The sequence below is a fragment of the Streptomyces luteogriseus genome, from assembly GCF_014205055.1.
Classification (GTDB): domain Bacteria; phylum Actinomycetota; class Actinomycetes; order Streptomycetales; family Streptomycetaceae; genus Streptomyces; species Streptomyces luteogriseus.
This window is the reverse complement of record NZ_JACHMS010000001.1, coordinates 7,960,683-7,977,750: the sequence shown is the minus strand read 5'-3', so window position 1 is coordinate 7,977,750 and position 17,068 is coordinate 7,960,683. Positions and strand designations below refer to the sequence as shown.

General features: G+C 69.0%; 18 protein-coding genes and 3 pseudogenes. 4 read left to right on the top strand and 17 right to left on the bottom strand.

The features are described 5' to 3' along the window. Complete coding sequence (locus tag BJ965_RS39670) at positions 1 to 213, top strand: nucleotidyltransferase domain-containing protein (RefSeq protein ID WP_376777963.1); 213 nt, start codon at positions 1 to 3, stop codon at positions 211 to 213. A 571-nt stretch (positions 214 to 784) separates the two neighbouring features. Here the strand turns inward: BJ965_RS39670 and trhA are convergent. Continuing rightward, positions 785 to 1,615, bottom strand: coding sequence for a PAQR family membrane homeostasis protein TrhA (gene trhA, locus BJ965_RS35440; RefSeq protein WP_184914948.1), 831 nt, complete (start codon positions 1,613 to 1,615; stop codon positions 785 to 787). 221 nt (positions 1,616 to 1,836) lie between these two features. On the opposite strand from trhA, the gene BJ965_RS35435 reads away from it, so the two are divergent. Then, positions 1,837 to 2,397 carry a hypothetical protein gene (locus BJ965_RS35435; RefSeq protein ID WP_184914945.1) on the top strand — a complete coding sequence of 187 codons (561 nt, stop codon included), beginning with the start codon at positions 1,837 to 1,839 and terminating at the stop codon, positions 2,395 to 2,397. Positions 2,398 to 2,671: 274 nt separating this feature from the next. Here the strand turns inward: BJ965_RS35435 and BJ965_RS35430 are convergent, their stop codons facing one another. The 7 genes from BJ965_RS35430 to BJ965_RS35400 form a co-directional block, all read right to left on the bottom strand. Beyond that, on the bottom strand, positions 2,672 to 2,875 hold the full coding sequence (locus BJ965_RS35430; RefSeq protein WP_031104458.1) for a cold-shock protein: 204 nt from the start codon (positions 2,873 to 2,875) through the stop codon (positions 2,672 to 2,674). 243 nt (positions 2,876 to 3,118) lie between these two features. After that, positions 3,119 to 3,457 carry a MerR family transcriptional regulator gene (locus tag BJ965_RS35425; RefSeq protein WP_184914942.1) on the bottom strand — a complete coding sequence of 113 codons (339 nt, stop codon included), beginning with the start codon at positions 3,455 to 3,457 and terminating at the stop codon, positions 3,119 to 3,121. 176 nt (positions 3,458 to 3,633) lie between these two features. Further along, the gene (locus tag BJ965_RS35420; protein WP_184914938.1) at positions 3,634 to 3,942 is read right to left on the bottom strand and encodes an SCO5918 family protein; all 309 of its coding nucleotides are present in this window, start codon (positions 3,940 to 3,942) and stop codon (positions 3,634 to 3,636) included. Positions 3,943 to 3,995: 53 nt separating this feature from the next. Next, positions 3,996 to 4,400, bottom strand: a complete 405-nt coding sequence (locus tag BJ965_RS35415; protein ID WP_184914935.1) for a CBS domain-containing protein — start codon at positions 4,398 to 4,400, stop codon at positions 3,996 to 3,998. 46 nt (positions 4,401 to 4,446) lie between these two features. After that, positions 4,447 to 5,940 carry a DEAD/DEAH box helicase gene (locus BJ965_RS35410; protein ID WP_184914932.1) on the bottom strand — a complete coding sequence of 498 codons (1,494 nt, stop codon included), beginning with the start codon at positions 5,938 to 5,940 and terminating at the stop codon, positions 4,447 to 4,449. A gap of 346 nt (positions 5,941 to 6,286) precedes the next feature. Beyond that, positions 6,287 to 6,490, bottom strand: a complete 204-nt coding sequence (locus BJ965_RS35405; protein ID WP_003973099.1) for a cold-shock protein — start codon at positions 6,488 to 6,490, stop codon at positions 6,287 to 6,289. 462 nt (positions 6,491 to 6,952) lie between these two features. Then, positions 6,953 to 7,240 (bottom strand): STAS domain-containing protein, encoded by a 288-nt coding sequence (locus BJ965_RS35400; RefSeq protein ID WP_313667523.1) that lies wholly within the window; start codon positions 7,238 to 7,240, stop codon positions 6,953 to 6,955. 160 nt (positions 7,241 to 7,400) lie between these two features. Between BJ965_RS35400 and BJ965_RS35395 the strand changes: the two are divergent. After that, positions 7,401 to 7,779: pseudogene (locus BJ965_RS35395) on the top strand (ATP-binding protein). A 206-nt stretch (positions 7,780 to 7,985) separates the two neighbouring features. Here BJ965_RS35395 and BJ965_RS35390 read toward each other — a convergent pair. Continuing rightward, positions 7,986 to 8,327 carry a hypothetical protein gene (locus BJ965_RS35390; RefSeq protein ID WP_184914929.1) on the bottom strand — a complete coding sequence of 114 codons (342 nt, stop codon included), beginning with the start codon at positions 8,325 to 8,327 and terminating at the stop codon, positions 7,986 to 7,988. A gap of 194 nt (positions 8,328 to 8,521) precedes the next feature. Next, a pseudogene (locus BJ965_RS35385) lies at positions 8,522 to 8,745 on the bottom strand (GlsB/YeaQ/YmgE family stress response membrane protein). Between the two features lie 504 nt (positions 8,746 to 9,249). Between BJ965_RS35385 and BJ965_RS39665 the strand changes: the two are divergent. After that, a pseudogene (locus tag BJ965_RS39665) lies at positions 9,250 to 9,366 on the top strand (tyrosine-type recombinase/integrase); the annotation flags it as partial. Positions 9,367 to 9,405: 39 nt separating this feature from the next. On the opposite strand, the gene BJ965_RS35375 reads toward BJ965_RS39665, so the two are convergent. The 7 genes from BJ965_RS35375 to BJ965_RS35345 form a co-directional block, all read right to left on the bottom strand. Next, positions 9,406 to 10,140 (bottom strand): SDR family NAD(P)-dependent oxidoreductase, encoded by a 735-nt coding sequence (locus BJ965_RS35375; protein WP_184914922.1) that lies wholly within the window; start codon positions 10,138 to 10,140, stop codon positions 9,406 to 9,408. 11 nt (positions 10,141 to 10,151) lie between these two features. Continuing rightward, positions 10,152 to 11,561 (bottom strand): aspartate ammonia-lyase, encoded by a 1,410-nt coding sequence (gene aspA / locus BJ965_RS35370; RefSeq protein ID WP_184914918.1) that lies wholly within the window; start codon positions 11,559 to 11,561, stop codon positions 10,152 to 10,154. A gap of 92 nt (positions 11,562 to 11,653) precedes the next feature. Then, a complete protein-coding gene (locus tag BJ965_RS35365) occupies positions 11,654 to 12,937 on the bottom strand; it encodes an NAD(P)/FAD-dependent oxidoreductase (protein ID WP_184914913.1) in 1,284 nt (427 codons plus the stop codon). A gap of 48 nt (positions 12,938 to 12,985) precedes the next feature. Next, a complete protein-coding gene (locus BJ965_RS35360) occupies positions 12,986 to 13,651 on the bottom strand; it encodes a haloacid dehalogenase type II (protein WP_184914911.1) in 666 nt (221 codons plus the stop codon). Positions 13,652 to 13,698: 47 nt separating this feature from the next. After that, positions 13,699 to 14,637, bottom strand: a complete 939-nt coding sequence (locus BJ965_RS35355) for an aldo/keto reductase (RefSeq protein WP_184914909.1) — start codon at positions 14,635 to 14,637, stop codon at positions 13,699 to 13,701. Continuing rightward, positions 14,634 to 16,109, bottom strand: coding sequence for an aldehyde dehydrogenase family protein (locus BJ965_RS35350; protein WP_184914905.1), 1,476 nt, complete (start codon positions 16,107 to 16,109; stop codon positions 14,634 to 14,636). Before BJ965_RS35350 ends, BJ965_RS35355 begins: the two co-directional genes overlap by 4 nt. After that, a complete protein-coding gene (locus BJ965_RS35345; RefSeq protein WP_184914902.1) occupies positions 16,106 to 17,059 on the bottom strand; it encodes a succinylglutamate desuccinylase/aspartoacylase family protein in 954 nt (317 codons plus the stop codon). The genes BJ965_RS35350 and BJ965_RS35345 overlap by 4 nt, the downstream gene beginning before the upstream one ends. Positions 17,060 to 17,068: the final 9 nt, after the last annotated feature.

Below are 17,068 nucleotides of genomic sequence, written 5' to 3'. Positions count from 1 at the left end.
TTGCATTCAGCAGTACAGGCGTCACCCGAACCCGGGCGCCCCTTCACCTACCCGTCCTCGTGCTTCGTGACGGGCACCATCCATGGGACGTCAGTCGCGTGCTTGTCCACCGAACAGCAGGTCTACTTCCACCAGGGCTGCGAGCCCTCGGAGCGCGATCGTCACGACATGGCACAACTCCGCCGCGTGTTCGGCATCGCAACGCACTTCTGATCCACGTCGGCGGGCGGAGACCCTCCTCACGTTGAGTCACGGATCACGGTCTCCGAACCGCCAACTATCAATCTAGGAACCCGCCGACCAGAGATCAAAGACGTTACGCGACCAGCCGGTCCGGCTGCGGCACCCGCCAACCACCGATCAAAGTCACACCTGCCCGGCCCGCCAGGCGACGAAGTCGGTGCGGCGGGCGAGGCAACATTCGCCGCCCGCACCCGTTCGGTAGGCCGGCTCGTCGTGCGCAAAGACCCCTCTCGTCCCCCGCGAGCAGTTCGCTGTCCGTGGCGCTGACAGTCGACCACGTCGTGGCCTCGCCATCCCTGATGTCTTCCGCCTCGAACACGGGCCCCTCCGACGTCAGCTCAAGACCGCTGTCTCGTCTTCCTTTCGCTTCTCCCCCGGCACCTGATTACCGAGCGTCGGCCTTGGAGAGCAGCCAGCTTGCAGGCCGGACCGCGGACGGCTTTCACCCGCGGGGCGATTGCGTCGGCGACCGCCCGGCCCGTCGCGGTCCAGCACCCTGCGACGTGGGCGATGAGCGGTGGACCGGAACGCTTTCGCGGGGTCAGTAGGTGGCGAGGGAAATGGCGGTGTAGTGCGCGGTGAAGCCCAGCACGGTCAGCGCGTGGAATACCTCGTGGAAGCCGAACCAGCGGGGTGCGGGGTCGGGCCGCTGGAGGGCGTAGACCACCGCGCCCGCGCTGTAGAGGAGACCGCCGACGACGATCAGGACCACTACGGCCGCTCCGCCGGTGTGCAGGAAGTCGGGCAGGTAGCTCACCGGTGCCCACCCCAGCGCCAGGTAGCACGGGGTGTACAGCCAGCGCGGAGCTCCGACCCACAGGACCCGGAACGCGATGCCGGCCAACGCTCCCGTCCAGACGATCCACAGCAGCACGGACCGCCGGTCCGGCGGGAGGAGGAGCACCGCCAAGGGGGTGCAGGTGCCGGCGATGATCAGGAAGATGTTGGCGTGGTCGAGGCGTCGCAGAAGAGCCTCGCCGAGCGGTCCCCAGGTGCCGCGGTGGTAGATGGCGCTGGTCGCGAACAGCAGCCAGGCGGTGACCGAGTACACGGCGCAGGCCAGGGCCGCCTGCGGAGTACGGGCCAGGCAGATGAGCACGACGCCTGCGATCAGTGCGGCGGGGACCATTCCGGTATGGAGCCAGCCACGCAACCTCGGCTTGATCGGCTCGGCCAGGTCAGACACCCGCTCCACCAGAGCAGCAACCGAGTGAGCCCCCTCCCCCGCATGGTCGCCCTGTGATGGGTCGGCCAGCCCGTCTGCACGGCGCTCTCCGCGCGCTGACGCGACGTGACCACAATCGACTTCAGCGGCGTCCCGGGACACAGCTTCTCGTCCTCCCCCGGGCTCCTGGGCGTCACTGGCAATCATGCGGTCATGCTAGGAAACCTCACCCGGACACATGACGGGAGGTCGGTCCAGAACCCCAGAGTTACGTCGCCGGGCGCGGGCCGGTTCGCCGCCGTGTGAACTCCAGTCCCCTTGAGGCTTCCACCGATCGGGCGTGCCGAAGCCGAGTAGAACGGCTGGTCATGGGAACGATCAGGGCTTCCGAGCGGGCATCTCCGCTCGCCTACGCGCAAGGATCGCCGATGCTTCCTGAGGTCCGCCCCCACGTATCCACCGCCCTGGCAGACCAGTTGGAACACCAACTGGACCTGGCACCGCATCTCGAAGCCGGCCAGCTCGACGTGGAGCGCGTCGCCGGGATCGCGGTGGTCGCAGCCGCCCACTCCGATGGCTATGCGGCCACCGGCCGTCTCCTCGGGCTGCTGGCCGCGCTACCTGCCCCCACCAAGGCAGGAGAACGCTTCTGGTCGGACCTGTGGAGGTCGTCGGGCACCGCGTACCTGCTGCCCGCCAACATCAAGGCTCCGGTGCTGCGTTCCCTGGCAGGAGAAGGAACCGCCCTGGCCCGGCAGATCCTCTCGGCCGTCGATGAGATGACCGCGCCCCAGCGCGTCGCGGCCGGGGAGGTGATCGGTCAAGCCCTCGTCGAGTCCGACCATCTGCCCGACGTCAAGACACAGGTCATCGGAGAACTGTGGCTCCGAGATATCGAGCTCACCGCCTGGCGCGTCCTGCACGCGGACCGCAGGTCGGACGATCCGGCTGGACGGAAAGCCTTCCTCGACGCCTGGAGGAGTGTCTGAGCGTCGACTCCTTCGAGCTCACGGCAGCCGCGCAGGACATGCGGCGCCCGTGCCCGACGACGCTTGCAGCGACTGAGGTCGGGAGGTTCGGGCCGAAGTCGCACCGGCCCCGGTGCCCTCCACAGATCAGGGGCCGCGCAGCCATTGCTGCGCGGCCCCTGATCCTGCCGGCCGGCACGAGAGCAGGCGCCTTCGTCCGGGTGGGTGGCAGAACCCGCAGGGGCGGCGGCCACCTGGACGCGGCGTGCGCGATCTCTCGGCCAGGTCTGCGAGGTCAGGCCACGTTGATGTTCTCGGCCTGCGGGCCCTTCTGGCCCTGGGTGACGTCGAACGTCACGGCCTGGCCCTCCTGGAGCTCACGAAAGCCGGTGGAGTTGATCGCGGAGTAGTGCGCGAAGACATCCGGGCCGCCGCCATCCTGCGCGATGAAGCCGAAGCCCTTCTCCGCGTTGAACCACTTCACAGTTCCCGTAGCCATGTCTCATGCCTTCCAGTCGATGAACGCCTCCCACTCCTTGTGGCAGACGGAGGTGATCGCCCTGGTCCCTGCGGCACAGCACAGCAAAACGCCCACACCGAAGGCGTGGGCAAGAGGGAATTCCGAACCACGACAGCTGACGCAGACGCTACACGCCAACACCCCGCGTCACCACAGGAAATGATCAACCGCACACCGAGCCCGTGCGTACGGCGCCCACCGACGCTGACGGGCACGCTCGCCTCATGCTGCTGCCGTTGGGCTCGCTGATTCGGCGGCGCGGCGGTATTCGGCGTTGAGGCGCTGGGCTTCCTCGAGCTGGTCTTCAAGGATGACGATCCGGCAGGCGGCCTCGATGGGGGTCTCGTGGTCGACGAGTTCCCGGGCGCGGGCGGCAACGCGCAACTGGTAGCGGGAGTAGCGGCGATGTCCGCCTGCGGAGCGCAGCGGGGTGATGAGGCGGTGTTCGCCGATGGCCCGGAGTAAGCCCTGTGTGGTGCCGAGCAGTTCGGCGGCCCGGCCCATGGTGTTCGCGGGGTAGTCGTCGTCATCGAATCGGCCGAACGTGTCGTCTGCTGTCATTGCACCGCTCTGTGGAACGCGTGGAGGGGCCCTGGCGCCGTACTGGCACCAGGGCCCCGAAGGAACTGCGGCAGGGCAGCGGTGACGGGAACCGGCTGCACGCAGTGTGGGCCCGACCGGCGTACCGGTCGGGCCCACACTGCTGTTCAGGTGTCGGCTCGTGTCTGTTTACCCCGTCAGACCGTGACGGGGGTGCCGAGCATCGCGGAGGCGTGCTGCATCGGGCTGAGACTGCCCAGGGGCGCGGCCTTGGGAACGGCGCGGCAGGTGAAGCCGAGCTGAGCCATGGCCCGCAGGACTTCGGCGGAGCTGAAGTCACGGCGGTCCTGGCGCGTGACGACCTGGCCGACCTGCTTCACGGGGTAGTGGCGGCGGCCGATGATCACCGATTCGCCGGTGACCGGTTCGGGCTTGATGCCCTTCATCGATTCCAGCACGCCGCCCTTGGTGAGCTCGAAGGGGAAGCGGGCGATGACGCAGCGCATGTGGCCTCACAGAGAGAAGAGGGGGAGAACGGTCCGACCAGGGGCCAGGTGTTTCAGCGGGAGAGGGCGAGGACGCCCAGGGCGCTGCCTTGCTCGTCGACCACCGGCAGGACACCGAGCCGACGGGTGCGCATCGCGTGCTCGGCTTCGGCCATCGTGGTCACGGGTGAGGCGAACGAACCGTGGTCGCCGAGGATGTCGCGCAGGCGGACCCGGTCCGTGTAGTCGGAGCTGTCACGGACCGCGGCGAGTTCGGTACGGGTGACCAGGCCGGTGCACTGGCCGTCCTGGTCGCAGACGACCAGTCGGCCCGTGCGTGCGGCGGCCATGACGGCCAGCGCCACCTCCACGCTCATGTCGTCACAGACCTGGGGTCCGGCCGCGTCCATGACCTCCGCCGCCGTCCTGTGCATGGGGTCGGCGTCCGCCGAACGGGGCTGCGTCTGAACCAGCGTCAAAGGGTGCCTCCTGCAGAGATGGGCCGGCTTCCTGATCACGAAAGTTCTAGGCCACCGTGCCGAAGCCGGACTGGCGTACGGGGGTGCGCCTGGTCGCCGAGGCGGGGCGGCGGCGGCCTCGGGACGTGGCGCTGCGCTTGGGGCGTTCGACCACCGGTGCGGTGATGACGACCGGGATACCGGACGGGGCCTGAGCTCCGGTAATCCGGTTCAGGGCCTCGTCGCCCGAGCGGATCTGGGTGGTCTGCGGCCGGATTCCGGCGGCCGACATCAGACGGACCATGCCTCGGCGCTGGTTCGGCGTGACCAGGGTGACGACGCTGCCGGACTCGCCGGCGCGGGCGGTACGGCCGCCGCGGTGGAGGTAGTCCTTGTGATCGGTCGGCGGATCGACGTTGACGACCAGGTCGAGGTTGTCGACGTGGATGCCGCGCGCCGCGACATTGGTCGCCACCAGCACGGTGACGTGACCCGTCTTGAACTGCGCCAGCGTGCGGGTGCGCTGGGGCTGCGACTTGCCGCCGTGCAGCGCGGCGGCCCGCACCCCGCTGTTGAGCAGGTCCTGGGTCAGCCGGTCGACGGCGTGCTTGGTGTCCAGGAACATGATCACGCGGCCGTCGCGGGCGGCGATCTCGGTGGTGGCGGCCTGCTTGTCTGCGCCGTGGACGTGCAGGACGTGGTGCTCCATCGTCGTGACCGCACCGGCCGACGGGTCGACGGAGTGCACGACGGGGTCGGTCAGGTAGCGGCGTACCAGAAGGTCGACGTTGCGGTCCAGGGTGGCGGAGAACAGCATCCGCTGCCCCTCCGGGCGCACCTGGTCGAGCAACGCGGTGACCTGGGGCATGAAGCCCATGTCGGCCATCTGGTCGGCCTCGTCCAGCACGGTGATGCCCACCTGGTTCAGCCGGCATTCGCCGCGGTCGATGAGGTCCTTGAGCCGGCCCGGGGTCGCGACGACGACCTCGGCCCCGCCGCGCAGCGCACTGGCCTGCCTGCCGATCGACATGCCGCCCACCACCGTGGCCAGCCGCAGCCGCACGGAGCGGGCGTACGGGGTCAGCGCGTCGGTCACCTGCTGCGCCAACTCACGCGTGGGTACGAGGATCAGCCCCAGCGGCTGGCGGGGCTCGGCACGCTGTCCGGCGGTGCGGGCGAGCAGGGCGAGGCCGAAGGCCAGCGTCTTGCCGGACCCGGTGCGGCCGCGGCCCAGTACGTCACGGCCCGCCAAGGAGTTCGGCAGCGTCGCTCCCTGGATCGGGAACGGCACGGTCACACCCTGCCTGCCGAGTTCGGCCAGCAGCTGCTCCGGCATGTCGAGCTCGGCGAAGCCCTCGACCGGGGGCAGCGCGGGGGTGATCGTCCTGGGTAGCGCGAACTCACCTCGCATCGCGGCGGGCCGACGGCCGAAACCGCCGGAGCGGACGGGGGCGCCGGTACGGCGCGGTGCCTGCGAGCCGTAGCCGCTGCCGCCCCTTCCGGCGCCGGCACGGCCGTCACGGGTGGGGGTGGGGCGGTCGCTCGTGTACGTGCGGTTCATGCGGAACCTTCCTCGATGTGGCACATATCAAGGAATTCCCGCTGCGATGAACGGCATGGAGAATTACAAGTATGGACCGGTGGCAAAAGAATGCAGATCTGGCCGGCGGATATATCCGTGGGCGCAGGTGCTGAAATGGGTGACGCGATTAGGACCTTGAGATCCGGGCGCCGGCTGCGGTGCAGCACCTCAGGATGCGTCCGCGTCCTGAGGGAGGAACCGCTTGTGGTGGTACTGCGGATTCCTCCGGGGGCGTCCCGCGGGTGAAAGCCGCTGCGGGATACGCATGCAGCTGGGGCCCGCACCCCGAAGGATGCGGGCCCCAGCTACGGATTGCGCGTGAGCGTCAGGCCGGAACGATGTTCTCGGCCGTCGGGCCCTTCTGGCCCTGCGCGATGTCGAAGTTCACCTTCTGGCCCTCGAGCAGCTCACGGAAGCCCTGCGCGGCAATGTTCGAGTAGTGGGCGAACACGTCGGCGCCGCCACCGTCCTGCTCGATGAAGCCGAAGCCCTTTTCCGCGTTGAACCACTTCACGGTACCAGCAGCCATGTCATATCTCCTTTGGGGCAGTGCATCGGCATCCGCACCGCGCGGACGCCGTGTCGCCGCGATGATTACCCCGCCCGGAAATGACCGGAAATACAAAAATGCTCCCGACCGGCAGAAGCCTGGTGGGGCACTTGAAGTTTCGGGAACCACAACTGCAACTGAGATAGACAGTAGCACGCCGGAGCGGCCCGTGTGCGGTGGATAATTCCACTCTGCTCTTCGCGGCAAAAACTCCCGCTGCCCGGCCCCCCAAAATCTGATCCCTGGGGAACAGATATTGATTCACTCGGAGTTTGACGTCTCAGGAAGAGTTGCCGACCGGCACGCTGCGCGACGGCCGGGGAAATGGCCGCTGCCGCCCAGGAAACGCAGTTGCGAGACTGTGGGATGACCACGCCGCAGCGGCTGCCGTTCCCGGTCCCAGTAGAAACGCGGTGGCCGGGAACGGCGCGGGTCTGGAGGTCAGGGCCTGGTCGACGGGGGGATGGCGGCCGATGACCTCGTCCAGGCCGGCGATCTCACGGAGCCGTAGCACCGATTCCTGGGCGCCGGTGATACGCAGCCATCCCTGATCGTCACTCGCGGCCTGGTGGGCGGCGACGAAGTCGCCTTGATGCCGCTGGAGTCCATGAAGGTCACGCCGCTGAGGTCCACCACAGTCCGCAGGGGCACCGCGCCGTCGTAGGACGGGAGGGCCTCGCTGAGCATGTCCTTGACGGCGTGGTCGATCTCGCCGCGCAGGGTGACCAACCGGATGCCGTCGACGGTGGTGTGGTCGATCGACAGATGGCCGGGCCGGGCTGCTCAGTGGGTGTCCGCCACCGTTTCCTCGACTGCGCTCGCTGATGGGACTCAAGGCCCCGGCGTGATAGTGCGCCGGTAGCCTGCGTCGACGCTACGGCGAACGCGAGTGCGCCACCGGGCGGTGGAATTCCTTACCGGTGTCCAGGCGGAGCACGGCCTGCCGGTGTCCGCTCGCGCGATGGACCTGACCCAGCTGGTGGTCAGCGAGCCGGTCACCAACGCCCGCAAGTACGCCCCTGGCCCCGCCTGATGGATCCACGCGTCATGGGCGCCGTCGTGGAAGTGGTCGTGTGGGACAGCGATCCCGTCCTGCCAGCGGGCGGGCCGCCGATGCGGACAGAGTCGGACAGCACGGGCTGGAGATCGTCATGGCCGTCGCCCAGGGCTTCGAGGCCCAGCGGGAGCCGGTCGGCAAACGCATCACCGCCCGCATAGCCCTACCCGACGACCCCGGCGGGGACATCACCGGACGCCGCCCCCAGTAACAGCCTGCGCTCCCGTCGGCCTCACCGCCTTCCCTGACGATCTGCCGTGAAGTGGGGCACCACAGGGGCGAATTCGGCGGGAAGCGGTCGGGGTGGGCACGGCGCCGGCGTGCGGGGTGGCGCCGCCGGCCGGGAGCGCCGCGAGCGACGCCGACTTCCCCCGCATACGCACACTGCCAGCGCCCGGTGCGTCGGGTGGCCGGTCCCTAGCTCCCCGTGTCGCCCCGTGGCAGGACCGCTTCGGCGAGCACCACCAAGCCACCGCCATCAGGCGTGTCGGTGACGGTGTGTCCGAGCTGTACCAGCAGCCCTGTTACCGCGGTCTGCACGATCATTCTCATGCTGTCGTTGCTCGCCGCACGGCCTGCCTGGTCACGGGCGAGCGCGGTGAACCCGTCCGAGGCCGTCCAGCTGACCAGCGCGCCCGCGGACACCTCGGTCACACGCAGCCCCGGAATCCCGCTGTCCGCCTCGCCCAGCACCTGAAAGCCGGCCTGGACCAGGCAAGAGCTCACCCGTGACACGAGCTCGGCCGGGGCGCAGTTCACGCCGGTCGCCTGCCCACGAGGAGCACGATCATGCCACCTTCCTCACAGGCGCCTGCGAGGAAGGTGGGAGGACGTGGTGGACCCCGGACGACGGCAACCGGCGGGTGGGCCACGGGGGCCGGCCGTACACGCTGACGGCTCCGTCCTGCGAACAGGAAGGGAGTCGTCCAGGTGTGTCCGGAAGAGTTGCGCCTTCAGTGGGTCGCGTGACGGTGCGAATGCCGGTTGCCGGTGATGAGGCGGCAGAGGGCGAGCAGAATGACGGAGCCGGCGATCGCGGCGATCCGGGTGGCGAGATCGATGAACCCGCCGATGGAGTCGACGCCGAAGATGACCTTGCCGAGCCGACCGCCGAGCAGACCGCCGACGATGCCGATGAGCATGGTGATGATGATGCCGCCGGGTCCTTGCCCGGCATCAAAGCCTTGGCGATGGCGCCAGCGAGCAGGCCGATGATGTTCCACGCGATGACGCCCCAATGAGCCGCACATGGCCGCTACTGTGCAGGTCAGCGACGTGTCATATCTGTACCGCCGGGAGACGAAGAACCTGGTGGTCACTCTCCGCGCGGCGCTTTTCGGATCGGAGACGAGCGGCAGTGCCGACAGACAGCGGCGACATCGGAATCGTGTGCAATCTCCACCAGACGGCAGTGTGAGCGACGCTGCCCTTCCGCAACGCCTGACTCGACCGACGGCCAGGTCAGCATCGGTCCGGGCGCCACCGAACCTGCAAACGCCTACACAAGCGCCGAAGCTGGGAAAAAGGAGCCACTCACCCCAGCCTGACGATGCGTCAGCAAAATCAGCATCAGGTCAGCAAGAATCCTGCCACAACCGCCCACAGAAAGCCGCACTGTGGAATCGCCAGCCGCGCCGGCCTGAGCCAGCCGGCTGTTCGGACGCCTTCCGGCAGGCAGGTCGCCTCCAACTGCCTCACGCACGGCATTCCCATCACCGACGTCGCCGAGTTGATGGGCCACAAGACCCTCGAGATCACCTTCCAGATCTACCGTCACCTAAAGCCCGGCTCCATCAGCACGCGTAGGCTGGGCCTGCCCGACGCCCGCGCCGTGGGCTCAGAACGCCGTGTAACCGCCGTCCACGGGCAGTACGGCACCGGTGACGTACGACGACTCCGGGCAGGCGAGGAAGAGAACGGCGTCGGCGACCTCCTCGGGCGTGGCGAGTCTGCGCAGCGGGATGGAGTCCTCCCTGAGGCGCTGATAGGCAGCGGGGTCGGGACGCCGCTGGAACGCGGCCTCGATGAGCGGCGTCATCGTCAGACCTGGCGCGACCACGTTGACGCGGATGTTGCGGGGCGCCCATTCGATGGCGGCGCCGCGGGCCAGCGCGATGAGCCCGCCCTTGGCGGCGGAGTACAGGGTCTGGTCCGGCATGCCGACCATGCCGAGGCGCGAGCTGACGCACACCATCGACGCTCCCTGCTCGGGAGCCAGCGGCATCAGGTGCTTCATGACCAGGAACGAACTCAGAAGGTTGCTGTGCAGCACGTCGCGTGCGGCGTCGTAGGTCATGTCCGTGAGCGGGCCGGACGCCTGGAGCCCATGGCAGAGGACGACCACTCCGACGTCCCCGAGGTGGTCCGCCGCTCGGGCGGCGAGCCGGGCGACGAAGTCCTCGTCGTTCAGGTCTCCCGCGAGGTAGAGCTCGTCCGGATGCTCTTCAGGCGGCTCGGACCGCCGCCCCGTGAGCAGGAGGTTGGCACCCTCGCGACGGAAGTGGGACGCGACCGCCTGACCGATCCCGCTCGACGCTCCGGTGATCACGGCATTGACGTTCTCAAGTCTCATCTTCATTCCCGTCAGACCACTACCTGGCCGCGGCCCGCGACAACCTCCGGGCGCAGGAGATCGGCGAGCCGCCCGGCGGGCAACAGGCCCTTCTCCAGGACGAGTTCGGCAACCCCCCGGCCGGTGGCCAGGGCTTCCTTGGCGATGTCGGTGGCCGCCGTGTACCCGATGTGCGGGTTCAGGGCGGTGACCAGCCCGATGGAGTTCTCCACGCTCCGCCGCAGTGCCTCGGTGTTGGCGGTGATGCCGTCCACGCAACGGTCGGCGAGCGTCAGGCACGCGGCCCGCAGGTGCGTGATGGACTCCGACAGCGAGTGCAGGATGACCGGCTCGAAGGCGTTGAGCTGGAGCTGTCCGGCCTCGGCGGCCATGGTGATGGCGACGTCGTTGCCGATCACCTCGAAGGCGACCTGGTTGACGACCTCGGGAATCACCGGGTTCACCTTGCCCGGCATGATCGACGAACCGGCCTGCACCGGCGGCAGGTTGATCTCACCGAGACCCGCACGCGGCCCGGACGACAGCAGCCGCAGGTCGTTGCAGCTTTTGGACAGCTTCACGGCGATCCGCTTGAGCACACCCGACATCTGCACGAACGCCCCGCAGTCCTGCGTCGCCTCCACCAGATTCGCCGCGGTGACCAAGGGCAGTCCGGTGATGTCGGAAAGGTGACGGCGGGCCGATTCGGCATACCCGGCAGGGGCGTTCAGCCCCGTGCCGATCGCCGTGGCACCCAGGTTGATCTCATGGATCAACTCCACCGCCTCGGCAAGACGGGACCGGTCCTCGTCGATCATGACCGCGAACGCCGAGAACTCCTGGCCGAGCGTCATCGGCACCGCGTCCTGCAACTGCGTACGGCCCATCTTGAGCACGTCGCGGAACTCGACGGCCTTGCGGGCGAAGGTGTTCTGGAGCACTGCCATCGCCTTGAGCAGGCCGTGCACCGCGAACACCGTCGCGATCTTCACCGCGGTCGGGTAGACGTCGTTCGTCGACTGACCAAGATTGACATCCTCGTTGGGGTGCAGGTACCGGTACTCGCCCTTGGCATGGCCCAGCAACTCCAGCGCCCGGTTCGCGATGACCTCGTTGGCGTTCATGTTCGTCGAGGTGCCGGCACCACCCTGGATGACGTCCACGACGAACTGCTCGTGCAGCTTGCCGGAACGGATCTCCCGGCACGCGGCGACGATCGCCGCCGCCTTCGCCGGCTCCAGCAGCCCGAGCTCCTCGTTCGCGAGAGCGGCTGCCTCCTTCACGGCCGCGAGGGCATCGATGAGGTGCGGGTAGGCTGAGATGGGCGTCCCGGTGATGGGGAAGTTCTCGGTCGCGCGCAGGGTGTGGACACCCCAGTACGCGTCGCCGGGAACGTCCCGGTCACCGAGCAGGTCGTGCTCGATGCGGGTCACGCTGTTCATGAGGCTGGAGGCCTTGTCTCGGGAGGCGGGGTGGGGGCCTTCCGCGTCACCGCGCGCAAGGCCCCCGTGGTGTCACCGGCGTCGGTACCTGCTCAGAGCAGACGGTCCTTCGCCTTGTAGTAGGCGCCGCCGAACGGCAGGAACCAGGGAGTGCCGTTGTAGAAGGGGACGGGCACCTTCGGGAAGCCGAAGCCGCGCATCGGATTGGCCTCGGGATTGCCGTCCATCATCTCGGCGACCGCGCGGCCCATGTAGGTGGCCATCTGGACGCCATGTCCGCAGTAACCCATGGAGTAGTACAGGCCGTTGACCTCGCCCGCGTGCGGAATGCGGTCCCAGGAGAAGCCGACCATGCCGCCCCACACGTAGTCGATGCGCACCCCCGCCAGCTGCGGGAAGATCTCGGTCATCTCCCGCTTGAGGATGTCACCGCTCTTGATGTCGGAGGCCGGGTTGGACGGGGCGAAGCGGGCCCGGCCGCCGAAGGCGAGGCGGTTGTCCGGGGTGAGGCGGATGTAGTTGCCGACATTCTTCTGGGCGACCAGCAGGCGGCCGTTGGGGATGAGCTCCTTGGCGCGCGCCTCCCCCAGCGGCTCGGTGACGATGATGAAGCTGCCGACGTTGATCAGCCGCTTGCGGAACCACGGCATCGACTGGTCGGTGTAGGCATCCGTCGCCGCCATGACCTGCTTGGCACGGATGGTGCCGTGCATGGTCTCCACCATGAAGCCGCCGCCAGGGAGGCGGGTGAGGCCGGTGGCGGCGTTGCGCTCGTGGATCTCGGCGCCGGCACGCTCGGCGGCGTCTGCCAGGCCGACGACGAACTTGCCCACGTGTATGGCAGCGCCGAGCGGGTCGAGCAGGGCGCCGTGGTAGTAGTCCGTGCCCAGCTCGGCGCGCAGCTCGCTCTTGCTCAGGACGACCGTCTCGTGGCCGAAGTTCTCGGCCAGGTCGCGCTGCTTGGCCTGCAGGCCCTCGAAGTGCTGGGGCTTGCAGATCGCGCCGAGGCGCCCGGCACGGTGGAAGTCGCAGTCGATCTTCTCCCTGACCGCAATCTCCTCGACGACGTCCACAGCGTCGCGGAACGCGTCGTAGAGCTCGCGGGCGCGCTCCTGCCCGTAGCGCTTGCGGGCCTGGGCCGGGCTGATGGTGATGCCGGGATTGCAGTGGCTGCCGTTGCGGCCGGAGGCGCCCGAACCGACCTGGTCCTTCTCGACGAGGATGACCCGGGCACCTTTGCGGGCGGCGTGGTAAGCGGTGGACAGGCCGGTGAGGCCGCCGCCGATCACGACCACATCCGCCTCGTCGGGCAGGTCCTTCCCGGAACGGTCGGGCAGGGCGGGGGCAGTGTCCATCCAGTAGGGGATCTGCTTCATGGCGTGCGTCCTCTGTCTTCTCGGTCTGTTTCGCCGGTGCGCCGTCGGTCAGCAGCCGAGCAGCTTCGGCAGGCCCGACAGGTCGGGCAGCTCGTCGTACGGCTGGTAGTCGGCGCTGCCCTTGCGGCCGTAGCGGTTGATCCACACCCGGCGCTTCAGGCCCAGGTCGCGGGTCGGGATGTGGTCGTACTCCCAGCCCTGCGCGACGTGGATGACCTGCGACGGCTCGACACCCATGGTCCGGAAGGCATGCTTGAAGGTCTGGCGGTCCGGCTTGTAGGCACCGGCCTGCTGGGCGGTGATGACGTAGTCGAAATCGACGCCGATGTTCTTGACGTTCCGCGCGATCAGGTTGTCGTCGGAGTTGGAGATGATGGCGATCTCGTACTTGGTCTTCAGCTGCCGCAGGGCCGCGGGGACCTCCGGCCAGGGGCCGAAAGTGGGGACGGCGTCCACGAGGGCCTCCCCGTCGGTCTCGCGGTACTCCAGGCCGTGCAGGCGCATGGCGTTGCGCAGGCTGGAGTGCAGGACCTCGTGGTAGGGGCGGTAGGCCTCCAGGACGGCCTGGAAGCGCATGACGCGGAAGTCGTCGAGGAACTCGTCGACGTCCAGGTTGTCCAGATCGAGCCGGTCCTCGAGGACCTTCAGGGTCGTGGGGCCGAGCTCGAAGTTGATCAGGGTCGCATAGGCGTCGAAGGTGACGATCTCTCGCATGGTGTCCAGCCTTGGTCTCTCGCGGTTTTTCAGAGGGGGTGGGGGCTTCAGACGACGCGTCCGCCGGGGGCGACGATCGCGTCGAGTACGGCCAGGTCGGCCGGGCTCGGTATCCAGTCGGCCGCCGCCGCGTTGGCGGTGACCTGTTCGGGTGTCATGGCTCCGCAGATGACGGAGCCGACGGCGGGGAGGCCCGCCAGTGCGCCGACCGCGACCTGGAGGAGGGTCAGGCCGCGTTCGGCGCCGTACTCGGTGAGCGCCTCGACCTTGTCGAGGGCCGCATCGGTGAGCCAGCCCTGCCGCCAGGACAGCCGGCTGTCGGGCGGGGGCTCTTCGCCGCGCCGGTACTTGCCGCTGAGCAGGCCGTTGGCCAGCGGGTAGTACGGCAGCAGACCTACGCCGTGGCGCAGGCAGGCGGGGATCAGGTCCTGCTCCACTCCGCGGTCGAGCAGGTGGTAACGGTTCTGAGTGGACACGAAGGCGTCCGTGACCTGTTCCGCCGGGAGGTTGGAGCAGCCGACATACCGGATCTTGCCCTCGTGGACCAGTTCCTGGAGCGCGGCGACCGTCTCCTCCAGCGGCGTGACACCGTCCGGCTCGTGGTACTGGTACAGGTCGATCCGGTCGGTGCCGAGCCGGCTCAGTGACGCCTCCACCGCGTAGCGGATGTAGGCGCGGGATCCGCGCGGTCCGTACAGGTCTGCCTCCCGGCTCATCTCCATGCCGAACTTGGTGGCCAGCACCACGTGGTCACGGCTGCCCTTGAGCGCGGCCCCGAGGAGCCGTTCGCCGTCGCCGCGGGAGCCGCCCCGTTCGCCGGACCCGCCGTACATGTCGGCGGTGTCGAACAGGGTGATCCCCTCGTCGAGCGCGGCGTGGACGACGGCCTTGGTGCCCTCCTCGTCGAGACGGGCGCCGAAGTTGTTGCCGCCCACGCCGACGACCGAGACGGTCGGACCGCGCTCTCCGAGCGTCCGGTATCTCATGACCGGTTCCCGAACCCGATGCAGACGTTCTTGGTCTGCAGGTAGCTGGCCAGGCCTTCGAGACCCTTCTCCCGGCCCCAGCCGCTGTGCTTGTAGCCGCCGAAGGGCAGTTCGACGCCGGTGCCGACGCCGGTGGCGTTGACATAGACCTGGCCGGCCCGGATGCCCTCGGCCATCCGCATGGCCTTGTCGATGTCCCGGGTCCACACGTACGAGGCCAGGCCGAACGGGCTGTCGTTGGCGATCTCCAGGGCCTCGCCCGCGTCGTCGAACTCGATGACCGTGACGACGGGGCCGAAGATCTCCTCGCGGGCGCACCGGGCCTGGTTGTCGAGGCCGGTGAGGACGGTCGGCTGGACGTAGTAGCCGTCAGCCAGTTCGGGGTCGGCGGGGGCGCCTCCGCCGGCCCGTGCCACGGCGCCTTCCTCGCGGGCCAGTTCCAGGTAGCCGAGGACCCGGTCCCGCTGCCGTGCGGCGACGAGAGGGCCGACGTCCGGGTCGCTGAGACCGGGGCCGATGCTGAGGGAGGCGGCGTGCGCGACGAGCTTGTCCAGGAACTCCTCGGCGCCGCGCTGGAGGAGCAGCCGGGTACCGGCCGAGCAGGTCTGCCCGGCGTTGCCGAACGCGGAGGCGGCGACCGCGCCGAGCGCCAGGTCGAAGTCGGCGTCGGCGAAGACGACGACCGGGGACTTGCCGCCCAGTTCGGTGACCGAGGGCACCACGTTGGCGGCGGCGGCCTGGGCGACCTTGATGCCGGTCGGTACCGAGCCGGTGAAGGTGACCTGGTCGATGTCCGGGTGGCCGGCGAGGGCGGCACCGGTCTCGCCGTCACCGGGGACGACGTTCAGCACGCCCGGCGGAAGACCGCACTCCAGGGCGATCCTGCCGATCTCCAGCGGGGTGAGCGGTGCCTCGGGGGACGGCTTGAGGACGACCGTGCAGCCGGCGGCCAGCGCCGGGGCGGAGCCGCGCGCGGTGTTCTGCAGGGGGTAGTTGAACGGGATGATGTGGCCGGAGACACCGACCGGCTCGCGGACGGTGTAGTCGATCAGGCCGGGGCCGAGCGGGATCGTCGAACCGCCGAGCTTGTCGGCGACGCCCGCGTAGAACTCGAAGTAGCGGGCGGCCGCTTCGACGTCGGCCTTCGCCTGGCGAAGCGGCTTGCCGACGTCCTGGCTCTCCAGGCGGGCGAGCCGTTCGCCCTGGTAGCGGATCGCCTCCGCGATGCGGAACAGGATCCGGCCCCGGTCGGCGGCCCGCATCCGGGCCCACTCGGGAGCGGTGAAGGCCGCGCGCGCGGCGGCCACCGCCTGGTCCACGTCCGCCTTGCCGGCCAGCGCCACCTGGGCGATGGCCGTGTCGTTCGACGGGTCGAGGACGGTGAAGGAGCGTCCGTCGGCGGCCGGGACCTGCTTGCCGTCGATCAGCAGCTCGGTCAGTTGCAGTCCGGTCGGTGGCAGTTCGCCGCTCATGGCTGGATCTCCCCCAGCACCTCGCCGAAGATGACGACCTCGTCGCCCGGGCGGACCGTGCGGATCCGGCGGACCCAGAGCACGATGCCGTCCTGCGGCGCGGTGACCTCTTCCAGCGTGGTGCCGTAGTGGTCGGTGATGGTGGCGATCAGGTCGCCTTCCTTGCAGGTCTCCCCCGGCTCGGCGCAGGCGACGAAGAAGCCGCCGGAGGCGGACCGGGCGAAGGTGCCGGAGACCGTGGTGTAGGTGTCCCGCAGCTGCGCCGCGCCGTCGATCAGGCCGAGGCTGCGCAGGATGTTGCGGATCGAGTTCATGTGGTGCTCGACGTTGGTCTCGCGGTAGGTGGCGCCGCCGCACTCGATGGTGATGGCGGGCTTGCCGGCCTCGAGGACGGGATGGCGGACCGTGCCGCCCCACTTGCCGCCCTTCCAGACCAGCTCGTGCCCGGCGGCCAGCGCCAGGTCCGTCGCGAGGTCCTCGTAGCCGCCCTGGAGGATGACGAGCGGGGCGATCTCGCCGTAGGCGCCGCCGGTGTGCAGGTCGACCACGGCGTCGACGGCCGGCACGACCTGCTCGACGAAGGTGGCGGCCAGACGCTGCGAGTACGAGCCCTCCGCGTCGCCCGGGAAGATCCGGTTGAGGTTGAGGTGGTCGATGCCGCTGGCGCGGGCGGCCGCCTCGAACGCCGGGGTGTTCAGGCAGGGGATACCGACGACGGTACCGCGCAGCGTGGCCGGGTCGATCTCGGCGAGCACGCGGCGGATGGCCTCCTGGCCGTCGTACTCGTCGCCGTGCACGCCCGCGTCCACGCACAGGACGGGGCCGTCCTGGACGCCGTTGACGACGATCAACGGTATGCCGAGCTCCACGCCGTAGCTGCTGGTGCCGACGGGGATGAGGCCATGAGCACGCTCACCCGGAGCGACGGTCAGCGGACCGATGGAGTACATGTGGTTCCT